Genomic DNA, 12759 nt, shown 5'->3' with positions numbered 1-12759 from the left:
CAACTAACAATAATGACCATTATTTTTTCGCAACAAGTTCAACGTATCTTTCATTCATCTGCGCATTGTCAAGAATATGCGGCATATTTTTTAAATCGCTTCCGGTCGGCATTTGGAAAAGACGAAGACCGAATTCTTGTGCAACAGCAAATAAATGATCAAAAATATCAGATTGAATGGACTCATATTCCGTCCATACCACTGTATTGGCAAAAGCATATATTTCCAATGGTAATCCGTTTTCAGTCGGTGCTAATTGCCGAACCATTAATGTAGCTTCCTCATTGATACCTGGATGATGTATTAAGTATTGAGTGATGTACGCACGAAATAATCCAATATTCGTTAAAGCTCTACCATTCACTGAATTGGCTAATCGGTCAATTTGATGCTTTTGGTTATATTCTTCAATCTCCTTTTGGCGATGAACAATGTAATCTTTGAGCAAATGAATTTTTTTACATTTTTCAAGCAATTCTTCGGAACAGAAAGAAATACTTGTAATATCTATAAACAACGATCGTTTAATTCGCCGATTACCCGATGCCTGCATTCCTCTCCAGTTAATAAAAGAATCAGAAATTAACGCATAACTCGGAACAGACGTAATCGTTCTGTCGAAATTTCGCACTTTCACAGTATTTAAGGAAATATCAATGACATCTCCATTCGCACCATACTTCGGCATTTCAATCCAATCGCCAACCCGTACCATATCATTAGCTGTCAGCTGGATGCCGGCTACAAGACCTAGCAAAGAGTCGCGGAACACTAACATAAACACAGCTGATAACGCACCGATTCCACTTAAAAGAATAATTGGATTTTCTCCTAATAGATTAGCAATTATCAAAATCGTTCCGATAATATAATTGGCAATTTTAGCTACTTGAATATAACTTTTGATTGGTCGAATTTTCGAAATCTCATACGTTTGATAAATATCATGAAAAGCTGTTAATAGGCTATTCAGCAAACCTAAAGCAACAATGATCATGTACGTTATCGCAAACTTCTCAATTGTACTCTGATAAGTAGGAAAAATGGCAGCAGAATAAAAAATAATAATAGCAGGTACTAAATGAGACAGCCTATGAAATATCTTACTTTCCAGCAAGATGTTATCCCAAGTAAATTTATTTTTATGTATGATTTTGATGATAAAACGAATGACGATTTTTTTGGCAATAAAGTTCGCAATGATACAAACAATGATAATGAACGCAATCATGATGGCAATTGATAAATAACGAACCCACGTGTCGTTCAATTCATAACTTATAAGGTAATTGCGTATAAATTCCATCACATTCCCCTTCTTATTCAATTCTTTACTTCACTAATACCCATTGAGCAAATCTCCACTATTATAACAAAAGGGTTTAATTAGGCTAAAATAAAAGCAGACATGCAAATTATGGAATAACTATTTGTTCTTCATTATCATCAAAACGAACATACAAAAAGCAACTACAGTTCAAACTTGAACCGAATTGCTTTTTTGTATGATAATATAACGCTTACAAATTGTTTAACGAATCATTCCGCGGAATCCGCCCCTTGCTTATCCTCAAAAGCTTGAACGACAACCGCTGCAGATGCATCTCCTGTAACATTGGTTGATGTGCGAATCATATCTAAAACGCGGTCAACCCCTGCAACCAATGCTAATGCTTCTAATGGTAATCCAACTGCTGTAATCACCATTGTCAGCATGATTAACCCAGCCCCTGGAACACCTGCAGTACCAATTGATGCAAGCGTTGCAGTTAATACAATAATTAATTGCTGTGTAAATGAAAGATCGACACCTAAAAACTGGGCGATAAACAGCACGCATACCCCTTGATACAATGCCGTTCCATCCATATTGATGGTAGCCCCAAGCGGCAATACAAAGCTGCTTACTTTCTTTGACACGCCCAAATTTTCTTCCGTATTTTGAATTGTGATTGGCAATGTGGCAGAACTGCTGGACGAACTAAATGCAACTAAGCTTGCAGGCAAAATCCCTTTGAAAAATTTAACTGGGCTATAGTTGGCTAAAAACTTCACTGAACTTGAATATACAATAAGTGCATGAAGAATACATCCAATATAAACAACGAGAATCAATTTGATGAGTGGGAGGAGGACAGAAGCACCGTATTGTCCTACAACTGGAGCAATTAAACCAAAAATCCCGATTGGAGCAACTTTCATCACAATATGGGTAATTTTATACATAATTTCTGCAAGTCCATCGAAAAAATCATAAACGGGTTTTGCTCTATCTCCAACCAACGCAATGGCTACTCCGAGGAAAAGTGCGAAGAAAATTATTTGAAGCATATTAGCGTCAACCAATGATTGAATAGGATTTGTAGGAATAATATTCAACAACGTATCAATAGCTCCCGGCACTTCCTTAGGTTCAGCTGCTTCTTCAGAAATTGTTAAATTTAAACCTGAACCGGGCTTAAAAATATTAGCAAGAATTAATCCAATCAATACAGCAATAGCTGTCGTAATTAAATAATAAGCAAAAGTAATTCCACCCATTCTGCCGATTCGCTTTATATCACCTGTACCGGCAACTCCAATCACAAGGGATGCAAGTACTAATGGAACAATAATAAATTTAATAAGTCTTAAAAATAAATCCCCAAGAGGTTTTACCACTTCAATACTTGGTCCAACAATGACCCCCACAATAATCGCAAGAACAAAGGCGATTAAAATTTGTGTTAACAGACCAATCTTTCTCATTATGAACCCCCTTTTGTGTAATTCCGTGACTTACCCATCCCAAACAATGATTTAGTTGTCTCCCCCCTTACAAAAAAATTGAACAAAACAATGATTGTTTTATCCTATGCTAGTCATTGTTTCAGATATGAATTCCTTGCTTATGAAAACTAGACTCGTCTCTTTTCCACAAAAAAAGGACTTCCAAATTAGAAGTCCTAAAATGCCTTAAACAAATTCTACTTCAATCCATTTTCTTACACTATTGATAAACCATACTTTCGAACACTTTTTCAAATCTTCCAATGTCAAAACCTTTTCTTTAATCTCTCCTGCTTTTAATAAATGTTCACGGAAAGTCCCGGCAAGCAATCCGCTGCTAACAGGTGGAGTCCAAAGTTTTCCGTCCATTTCTAATACAACATTGCCGTTTATAAACTCCGTCAACTCTTCTCTTTCATTCCATAAGAGAACGTCAAACATATCTGATGATTGAGGCTTGAACGATTCATAAACATCTCGATTCGTTGTTTTATGATATAAAAATACATGTTCCGAATTTACTGGAGTTTTAGCAAGTGCAACCTTTTTAGGAGACTCCATTTTCACGATTGATTGCCCTTCAATTGTACATGTACCACTTGGATTGACAAGTAATCGAACTTTCCATTGTCCTGATTGATTAGCTTTTGCAAACTCTTTCAACTTCTGTTTTACTTCATCGATATCCAGTTGATATGAAAAATACGCTGCTGATTTCCCTAATCGATTCAGATGTTCCTCTAGTAAGAAGAATTCTCCATCTTCCAACAATAAGCTTTCTAATAATTGAAATTCTTTCACTTCACGAGTAAGGAAATCAGATTTTGCAAGAACTTCATTAAATTCATCTTCAGCAGTGGAGTCCCAAGTAATGCCGCCTCCTACACCATAAGTGGCCTTTCCTGATTGATGCTCAATCAGTACCGTCCGAATTGGCACATTAAAAATAGCTTCTTTATTTGGAGTAATGTATCCAATAGCACCACAATACACTTCACGAGGCGTTTTTTCTAACTTTGTAATAATGTCCATTGTACTAGCTTTCGGAGCTCCAGTAATCGAACCGCACGGAAAAATAGCTTTTAACACATCTACTAGTTCTGTTTCTTTTTTCAAGGTTGCAGTAACAGTCGATGTCATTTGATGGACCGTTGGATACTGTTCAATATCAAATAATCGGGGTACCGTCACTGTTCCGGTTTCGGCAACAGCCCCTAAATCATTACGCAGCAAATCAACAATCATTACATTTTCTGCTCGATTTTTTTCTGAATGATAAAGCCACTTTGCCTTTTCTTGATCTTCTTCAAAGGTTTTTCCCCTTTTAACTGTCCCCTTCATTGGGCGAGTTGTAATGTGGTTCCCTTCAATATGGAAAAACAATTCAGGAGAAGCTGATAGAATACTATGTTCTCCTGTATGAATGTAAGCGCAATAATTTGCCGATTGAGCTTTTTTCATTTTATTGAATAATGCAAATGAATCACCTTCAAATTGCGCATGTAAACGAATCGTATAATTCGTTTGATATGTAATTCCCTTCGCAATGGAATCTTTAATAAATTGGATGGCTTCCCGATACTCTTCTTCATTTACATCAGGCTTCCATTCTGTTAGTGAATAGGAATTCATCACTGCTGGCGATTCATGTAAAGGTTCTTTAAAAAGACCAAACCATAGCAATGGCATTGTATGACCAGGCTTTACTTTAAGCGCAGAGTCAAAAGCCGCAGCACTCTCATAAGACAAGAAACCTGCCGCGTAATATCCATGCTTAACCCCTTTCTGCACTTCTTGAAGACAAGTTAACACTTCACTGATATCGTAAGTCGAAATGATTTTATCAGGATGAAGAAACGTAATCGGCTCTATATTTCCTTTAGAATTCGCAAATTCAAAATACAATCGTGGTGTTTGCTCTGAAATTTGTGTATTCATGTTCCATTTCCTTTTCTATTTTAGAAATTTCTATACATAGTAGTATAGAAAAATTAAGTAGTTATGAAAACTCTTTTTGAATTCATGCAAATGACGAAGCATGAATTATTGAACTTATGCTCTAGAATAATGCTCTTGTACTAATTCGATATACCTTCTAATGGATTTTGGTAAGTAGCGTTGATTTAAGTAAGTGAGATGCACAGTACGTTTAAGATTTGGATGTTCAATTACTTTTTGAATAACCGCTTCACTTGTAGAACCCTTTAAATAATTTTCAGGCAAAATCGTCACGCCCAATCCTTCCTGTACTAGGGAAATGGCTGTTTCGAATCGTTCAATCTCATATTTATCATTTATAGGCAAATTGTTCATTTCAAATGCTTTTAAAACATCTAAGCGTGTTTGGAATCCTTCAGTACTAATTATAAATGGTTCCTTATATATATCTTTCAATTCCAAAGTGTCTTTCTCTTTTAAATGATGATTCTTTGGCAAAACAGCTACTAATCTTTCTTCGTATAGCGGTATAGAAACAATATCTTTTTCGTTAATAATTTGATTGGTAATAATGACATGCGATTGATGCGTTCGTAAAGCTTGTTTGACACTTTCCGCACCTAAAATATCGACTAGCTTAACGTTGATGAATGGATAATCTTGTTTTAATTTCTTTAATGTTTGCGGTATCCAATGTTTTGCTGATTCAATTAACCCTAATATCAAACAACCATCCCCAACTGAACCGATTTCTTGCAATTCAATTTTTAATATATCTAAGTTCTCCAAAATCTCCTTGGCTCTACCGTATAGAAATTCCCCAACATCTGTTAATTGAAGTTTTCGAGTATGTCCTTCAAACAAAGGATAGCCTACGTCAGATTCTAATTTTTTCATTGCAATACTTAACGAAGGCTGGGCAATGTGTAATTCTTCTGATGCTTTCGTATAACTCATGCATTCCACAAGTTTTATAAAATAACGTAATTGCTTCGTATCCATTCAATCACCCTATTTATAGTTATTATCTATAATATTATTCAAATTATATATTAGATTTATGAATCAATTCAATCTATACTGTTACTAACTACTCAGAATATTTCAAAATTAAGGGGATGCGTTTTTGATGACATCATTACGACGAATTTGGTCTGGAAGAACTGACTATGGAGATGAAAAAAGCAAACGATTCCATGAAATCGTACAGCTAGAAAAAAATATTGACCCAATACCAAACGTGGCAATCGTAGGCTTCCAATGTGATGAAGGGGTTCGTCGAAATCAAGGACGAATCGGTGCCAAAGAAGGACCTAATGCCATTCGAAAAGCTTTGGCAAATATACCTTGGCACGGGGAATCGGCTTGTATCGCTGACTTAGGAAATATAAGCTGTGAAGATGCGGAATTAGAAAAAGCTCAAAAATTATTAGGGGAAAAAATAGCGGAAGTACGGACAAACGGTTCGAAAGTGATTGTGCTCGGGGGAGGACACGAAACATTATATGGTCACTACTTAGGTATTCGACAAACCATAGGTCGTGATAAAAAATTAGGAATCATAAATATCGATGCTCATTTTGACTTGCGAAGTTATGAAGAAACGACTTCATCTGGAACGATGTTTAAACAAATTTTAGATCATGACAATCATGCATCTTATTGTGTAATCGGTATACAACAATACGGAAATACACTGGAACTGTTTGAAAGAGCAAAAGAGTTTCGAGTCACTACAATTTTAGAGCAACAAATACGAGAAAATATGAATCAAGCTCTAAATGAAATCGATTCTTTTATCAATCAAAATGAAGTGATTTTGTTAACACTTTGCATGGATGTCATTAATGCAGCAGAAGCGCCTGGGGTCAGTGCCCCATCACCTTTTGGACTAAATGCTGTTGAGGTTCGAAAAATCATCCAGCATGTGCTTCAATCTCCAAAGGTGGCTTCATTCGATATTTGTGAAGTAAATCCAACCTTCGATTTAAATGGCCAAACTGCAAAATTAGCGGCGTATTTCGTCAATGAAGTGATCATGTTCATGATAAAACAAAGGGGGTAAAAACGATGGCGTTTGATCAAATTACAACTATTTTCTTAGCGGTGTTGTTTTTAACAATTGGTACATTCATTATTAAAAAGGTAGGAATTTTTCAACGTTTCTGTATACCAGCGCCAGTTGTAGGGGGATTATTATTTGCGCTGATTGTCACGATTTCTAAGTCTGCAGGTTTTGAAATCACTCTTGATACTTCATTGCAAAGTTTATTTATGATAACATTCTTTACTACAGTAGGATTAGGAGCCAGTTTTAAATTAGTAAAACTCGGCGGAAAGCTGCTTATTATTTACTGGCTCGCTTGTGGTTTTTTAGCGTTAATGCAAAACGTCATTGGGGTGGGATTAGCATCACTTTTAGGCATTGAACCATTAATCGGAATGATGGCTGGTGCAGTATCAATGGAGGGTGGTCACGGTGCCGCGGCTGCCTTTGGTCAAACGCTCGAAGAATTAGGATTTGAAGGCGCAATGACAGTCGGTGCAGCAGCTGCAACGCTTGGACTTGTAGCAGGTGGATTAGTTGGTGGACCTGCAGCGAAACATTTAATTTCAAAATATGATTTAAAACCATCTAAGGAGGAAATGGAAGTTTCTTCATTGGATACAGATCATGAACAAGTGACAACTCAAACGTTCTTTACTCAAGTATTAATCATCACATTCTGTATGGCGGTTGGTTCATATATAGGAAAATGGTTCTCCGAGCTAACGGATTTTGTATTACCTGGCTATGTTGGTGCTATGTTTGTAGCGGTTATTGTTCGCAACATTCTTGATAAAATCAAACCGGGTGCTATCAATATGAAAACTGTATCCATTATTGGGGATATTACCTTAGGAATATTCTTATCCATGGCGTTGATGAGTATTAAGCTTTGGGAAATTACAGATTTAGCATTGCCTTTATTAATCATTGTGTTGGTACAAGTGTTATTTATTGTTTTACTTGCTATGTTTGTATTATTTAGATTGCTCGGCAAAAATTACGATGCGGCAGTCATGATTTCAGGTTTTCTCGGACATGGACTGGGAGCCACTCCAAATGCGATGGCAAATATGCATGCCATTGTCGGACGATTCGGTCCATCGCAAAAAGCTTTCCTCGTAGTGCCAATTGTAGGTGCATTCCTCATCGACGTATTTGGAATACCGATTATTATTACAACTATTAATCTATTTAAATAATTCATAAGTAAAAAAATGGCTCTATCATATTTGGTTTTCATATTCTAGCACCAAATTGATAGAGTCATTTTTTGATTTTCGTCATTTTATATTGGATTCTTATTAACCAAAACTTCAAATTCGTTGTTTAAATTACACATATAGGCCTGTGAGGAGCACGATTTGTTGAAGCGAGAGATGAATCGTCTTCTAATTTGACGGTACGATGTTCAGTTTTTCAATTACCAAATAATACACCTCCTCTGTAATCGATAACTCTAACTTACAGGGAGGTGCAATCGATTTATATGCGTCGTTTGAATTCGGTATTATATAAATTACGGGTTAGTGCAAAATTTAATGTTTTTTCTATCTAAACTATGAGGCCAACAACTTTGAAAAGTGAAAAGGTGTGGCTGATTTTGCATAGATTAAGCGAGATATTAGCCAAAGATGGCACAATAATAGTCATTCTGCTTATGTTAATAGTCAAATTTGTGAACATAATAGCCAATCAATCGAAAAAAGTTTACGAAATAATCGATAATAGTCAACTCTTTGAACATAATAGTCATTCTTTAGAAGATAATAGTCAAACTTATGAATTTAATAGCCAATAAATTAAAATCAACTTCAAAAATCGGCGATAATAGTCAAAGTTGATTCGATAATAGCCAAAATGCCAAGGATAATAGTCAAACTTGGCAAAATAATTGCCAAAGCATTAATCGAGTAGGAGGGAGCGATTAACTCCCGTCCTCTCACACCACCGTACGTACGGTTCCGTATACGGCGGTTCAATTAAGATCATTGACGCAAGTCTTTATAACTTCCGTGAATAGCTGTTCTCTTTATGCCAGTGGTCACTCCACCCTCCAAGAGGTCTCCCACGGGATTCACCGCTTCCTTCCTCAAGTGAGGTACTACGTTTTCTGTTTTCATCATGACTCACTGAATGCCAAGGGCTATTCTCTCTTAATTGTTCGGTCCTTCTTAGTTGTTCTAGACCAACTAATACTATGACCTCTGCTGACTTCTGACGGTTCAGCTACTTATCACTAAGTAGGTTATGAAGCGTACTTCACCTATCCGCCAGACCTCCCCGGGTAAGTACATGCACTTTCACACCATCTATCCGCCTCATCTACTCGATATGACCTTCGACAGAAAGAGCTTTGTTTTGTTTCGCAAACTCACTCAATCATACCTAGCCTTATATGAGGTTCGTGTTCCTCGGACCGGTGTTTTGCCTCCAGCTTCCTTCAGATTCCGCGTCACCACGGACACCCTTGCTCTTGGCTAACCTCTACTTCTGTCTTCGGGGTTCGGGACTTACACCCTATAGTTCATGTACATGCCGGGCGCACGACTAGTTGCAAATACTTGCCGGTTTGAGCCAAGTATTTGCAGTGGGTAGCAAATTATCTGCAGCTTTCCGCAATATCCTTGCAGCTTAACAATCATTTTTTTGGGCATCCTTGATGATCCAATCCGCCGCACTTTGCAAATCAGGAAATGCCGCATCGGCCAAAGGATCCTCTTCACCGATAAAAACCGTCTTCGTTCCCGCTTTTTTCCCTGCTTGAATGTCCGTATCCGTATCGCCCACCATGTAAGAGTTGGACACATCCACTTGATATTTTTCAGCCAAATCTTCAATCATTTTGGAACCCGGTTTGCGGCAGGCGCATCCCGCTTTTGGTTTATGGGGGCAATAAGCGATATCATGGATAATGGCTCCGTGTTTTTTCAATTCATTCACCATATGCTCATGCACCTTTTGAAGCTGGGATTCCTTCATAAACCCAAGGCCTACTCCCCCCTGATTCGTGACAACAAAAATATAATCAAAATGCTCATTCAATTTGCGGATCGCTTCCGGTACACCCGGCAAAAAATGAAGATCTTTCGGCTTGTTTACAAATTTCACCCGTTCTGTTAACACTTCATTGATGACGCCATCCCGATCCAAAAAAACGGCTGTTTTCATGTTCTCCCCCCTCATTATTATTGTTTACGCAAGGAGCGGAATTCATGAAATGGCAGGCACATTCAATTATAAAGTGCGCCGCCGGTCTGTTTTCCGGTCCAGTTCCAAAAATCCACTTCCCCTAAAGCGGCATAGGTAATATGTTCATTGTCAGCGAGTTTTGCCAACTCTTTTGTCGGCCCCGTCAACACAACCCCATAGCATTTCACGCCATGTTCGTCCACATAATCCAGCATTTCCTTAATGGATTCTTGATCAAAATCCCAAATGACGCGTTTTGCCCAAGTTGCATGTTCCGCCAAAAATGCCAGTCCTTTTTTAAAGGCATCTTCTTTTGTGGCCTTATCGGATTCATCATCACCTAACAGTTTGTACCAAGCGTATTCATGAATGCCCCACAAATCTTCGCCTATACTGACATCAATCGTATCATTGTCCCTTGCCGTACCCGTATCAATGGCATACCAAACAATATCGATATCATAATCCTTGAACAGCCTTTTTACTTCATCAAAGGTATAAACCCCATCCAAACTGACCGCTATCTCTGAAACCGTCCCTTCCGGCAACTTATTCAACGCTTCCCAAGTCTCATCGCCAAGACGATAAACCTCAAGATTTTCTTCATAAGCGCCATTGAGGAAACCAAGTGGATAATGGAAAATTAAGCTTAAATCATATCGGCCGTCCACCCATTCCTTCGATATTCCGTTCAAATAATTCAATATCATTTTTCCATGGTATTTTCCGATATATCGTTCTTCGCTGCCCACACTTTTCTGAAGATCCCCCTGTATATCCGCGTTAAAATAAAAATTCGTACTCGTTCCTGCGCCATCACTATACACATTGGGCAGCGTCATTTGAATCGCCGTTTGAATCACCCGATTGGCTGTCAACCCGGTATTTTTATAATAAAGTCCCGTAACGATTGCCGACCCAATGCTGATGATAAAGAAGAGGCCAAAAACGGTAAATGCAGTGGAAAGTCGATTTTTCCATTTCGCCTTGCGCACAATTTTGCGCTGTTCTATGTAAGATAGCTCCGGAACATTCCAATCCTTTGCCGATATCTTCTTCTGATTGATATGTTCTTCCATTTCCCGTTCGCATTCTTCGCAAGTTTGCAAATGTTCTTCTATGGCCAGTTCTTCTTCATTTGTGCACGTTCCGTTAAGATAATCCTCAAGTTTTTTTCTGACTTCCTCGCAACGCATCCTTCTCACTCCCCTTCATTTTCGTTCGCAGCTGTTTTCTGATTCGGAAAATCGCCACCTTTACATTTGAAATGGGCATCCCGAGGATTTCCGCAATTTCCTGGTAAGAAAATTGGTAATAATCCCTTAAAAGAATGAGGTTTCTCTTATGAACCGGCAAAGTATCAATAAGCGCCAGCCATTCATGGATATGTTGCCGGTTCATGACCGTATCCTCTGTTGCTTCGGTCACTTTTGGATGAACCGTTGTCATATCGCCCACATAGGTCAACCGCTTCTCTTTCCGAATCCAATCAATAAACGTATGATAGGCCACTTTAAACAACCAGGGCCGGATTTGCTCCTCTTTGTAACTTTCAAGATACAGGAAGGCGCGATAGAAGGTTTCCTGCACGATATCTTGAGCCAAGTCCTGATTTCTGCAGAGAGAAAAAATATATCGATACACATCTTGAACATGTAAAACATACATTTGCTCCAAATTCATCGCTTCACTCTCACGCCCTCCTTTCACTATATCCACGTTTAACGCAGAAAAAAGTTACATCAAAAATAAAAAAGGCATGTCTTAACATGCCCTATTGAACGAATGCTTCCTTCAATTTCACTTCATAAAATCTCATTGCGCGGAGTTCACCTTGATACTCCACTTTTCCTTGTGCAATTAACTGGCGCAAGCGATACTCAATCCATTCATCGCTTGTATATTGATCCAGGTGGCCAAGCACCTCTCCAATGACTCTTGCTGCTTTAATGAATTTCTTATTGCCCTGTAGGTTCTTCATCTTTCCGATGATCAATGCATCATCCCGATGGTTTTCCGCACCGAAAATTTGGCCTTTATTGTAAGTCCGCAACACTGCATCGGAATGCAAGCATTCTTCCCCTTCTTTCGCATAAGCCTGTCGCTGTTCTTCCGTCAATTCCTCAAGCTCCCCAAGTTCATAAAAAAGGAGCAACTGCTCAGGGGACAACTCTCCCGTATGCCGAGGAAAATCTTCATGCATTCCATTGTAAAACTTGCGATAGGCATCATACGTATTCAAAACAGACATTTCATTCGTTTTTTCCTTCAATAAGTAGAGCGAAAATCGAAGGCCCGTCCCTTCACTGGCATTTTCACCAGTCCAAATGACCACCCGCTGCTCCGGAGGAATCGAACGGATCTTTTCAAAGGCTTGTTGCATGTTGTTTTTGTACCACTCTGCTTGGTCCTTTTCCCACCGGTAGTTTTCCTTCAACCACTGATACCGTCGCTCAAACCCTTCCGCAGTGTGAAGATGATGTATTGGACCTTCCGCCAAGTTATCTGGCACTTCGATGATTTCCTCCGTTTGTTCGTATGGTGTATCCCGAAAAGCATATCTCAAGCTGCCTGCCGCGGAGCTACCAAATACAATATGTACGGTATGCACATTTTTCCCGGCCGGTGTCTCCATTCTTTTCATAAGCGCTTCTTTTACAGACCGCACAAATTCCGGAAAATCTCCGTATTCCGAACGTATCAACAGTAAATGCAGCAGGCTTTTTGCTTCCTGTTCGTTTAGTGTGGAAATGGATTTCTTTAATTGAAAAAGTTCCAAATGTCTTCAACCTCTCTGAAATTTTGTGGATACA

10 protein-coding genes are annotated in these 12759 nt (G+C 38.5%); 2 read left to right on the top strand and 8 right to left on the bottom strand.

The window, feature by feature from the left end:
* Nucleotides 1–19: 19 nt before the first annotated feature.
* The 4 genes from NSU17_RS11725 to NSU17_RS11710 form a co-directional block, all read right to left on the bottom strand.
* Nucleotides 20–1306, bottom strand: a complete 1287-nt coding sequence (locus tag NSU17_RS11725) for a mechanosensitive ion channel family protein (protein ID WP_340705078.1) — start codon at nt 1304–1306, stop codon at nt 20–22.
* Between the two features lie 233 nt (nt 1307–1539).
* A complete protein-coding gene (locus NSU17_RS11720; RefSeq protein WP_340705077.1) occupies nt 1540–2748 on the bottom strand; it encodes a dicarboxylate/amino acid:cation symporter in 1209 nt (402 codons plus the stop codon).
* Nucleotides 2749–2955: 207 nt separating this feature from the next.
* Complete coding sequence (gene pabB / locus NSU17_RS11715) at nt 2956–4707, bottom strand: aminodeoxychorismate synthase component I (RefSeq protein WP_340705076.1); 1752 nt, start codon at nt 4705–4707, stop codon at nt 2956–2958.
* A 114-nt stretch (nt 4708–4821) separates the two neighbouring features.
* Nucleotides 4822–5709, bottom strand: a complete 888-nt coding sequence (locus tag NSU17_RS11710; RefSeq protein WP_096552010.1) for a LysR family transcriptional regulator — start codon at nt 5707–5709, stop codon at nt 4822–4824.
* A 127-nt stretch (nt 5710–5836) separates the two neighbouring features.
* On the opposite strand from NSU17_RS11710, the gene hutG reads away from it, so the two are divergent.
* Nucleotides 5837–6772: a formimidoylglutamase gene (gene hutG / locus NSU17_RS11705; protein WP_340705507.1), complete on the top strand. Its 936-nt coding sequence runs from the start codon at nt 5837–5839 to the stop codon at nt 6770–6772.
* A gap of 5 nt (nt 6773–6777) precedes the next feature.
* Complete coding sequence (gltS, locus tag NSU17_RS11700) at nt 6778–7956, top strand: sodium/glutamate symporter (protein ID WP_340705075.1); 1179 nt, start codon at nt 6778–6780, stop codon at nt 7954–7956.
* 1432 nt (nt 7957–9388) lie between these two features.
* Here gltS and NSU17_RS11695 read toward each other — a convergent pair.
* The 4 genes from NSU17_RS11695 to NSU17_RS11680 form a co-directional block, all read right to left on the bottom strand.
* Nucleotides 9389–9925 carry a D-glycero-alpha-D-manno-heptose-1,7-bisphosphate 7-phosphatase gene (locus NSU17_RS11695; protein ID WP_096552018.1) on the bottom strand — a complete coding sequence of 179 codons (537 nt, stop codon included), beginning with the start codon at nt 9923–9925 and terminating at the stop codon, nt 9389–9391.
* Between the two features lie 62 nt (nt 9926–9987).
* The gene (locus NSU17_RS11690; protein ID WP_096552020.1) at nt 9988–11142 is read right to left on the bottom strand and encodes an anti-sigma factor; all 1155 of its coding nucleotides are present in this window, start codon (nt 11140–11142) and stop codon (nt 9988–9990) included.
* Nucleotides 11111–11656 (bottom strand): RNA polymerase sigma factor, encoded by a 546-nt coding sequence (locus NSU17_RS11685; protein WP_145986161.1) that lies wholly within the window; start codon nt 11654–11656, stop codon nt 11111–11113. The genes NSU17_RS11690 and NSU17_RS11685 overlap by 32 nt, the downstream gene beginning before the upstream one ends.
* A gap of 64 nt (nt 11657–11720) precedes the next feature.
* Nucleotides 11721–12725, bottom strand: a complete 1005-nt coding sequence (locus tag NSU17_RS11680) for a DUF1835 domain-containing protein (RefSeq protein WP_340705074.1) — start codon at nt 12723–12725, stop codon at nt 11721–11723.
* Nucleotides 12726–12759 lie beyond the last annotated feature (34 nt).

This window comes from Ureibacillus sp. FSL K6-2830 (assembly GCF_038004145.1).
Taxonomy (GTDB): Bacteria; Bacillota; Bacilli; order Bacillales_A; family Planococcaceae; genus Ureibacillus; species Ureibacillus thermosphaericus.
Note: the sequence above shows the minus strand (reverse complement) of the source record. Positions and strands in the feature narration are given on the sequence as shown.

What these genes read in the sequence shown, in the direction of transcription:
- NSU17_RS11725 (WP_340705078.1), bottom strand. Translation starts at nt 1,306, where the DNA reads ATGGAATTTATACGCAATTACCTTATAAGTTATGAATTGAACGACACG.
- NSU17_RS11720 (WP_340705077.1), bottom strand. Translation starts at nt 2,748, where the DNA reads ATGAGAAAGATTGGTCTGTTAACACAAATTTTAATCGCCTTTGTTCTT.
- pabB (WP_340705076.1), bottom strand. Translation starts at nt 4,707, where the DNA reads ATGAATACACAAATTTCAGAGCAAACACCACGATTGTATTTTGAATTT.
- NSU17_RS11710 (WP_096552010.1), bottom strand. Translation starts at nt 5,709, where the DNA reads ATGGATACGAAGCAATTACGTTATTTTATAAAACTTGTGGAATGCATG.
- hutG (WP_340705507.1), top strand. Translation starts at nt 5,837, where the DNA reads ATGACATCATTACGACGAATTTGGTCTGGAAGAACTGACTATGGAGAT.
- gltS (WP_340705075.1), top strand. Translation starts at nt 6,778, where the DNA reads ATGGCGTTTGATCAAATTACAACTATTTTCTTAGCGGTGTTGTTTTTA.
- NSU17_RS11695 (WP_096552018.1), bottom strand. Translation starts at nt 9,925, where the DNA reads ATGAAAACAGCCGTTTTTTTGGATCGGGATGGCGTCATCAATGAAGTG.
- NSU17_RS11690 (WP_096552020.1), bottom strand. Translation starts at nt 11,142, where the DNA reads ATGCGTTGCGAGGAAGTCAGAAAAAAACTTGAGGATTATCTTAACGGA.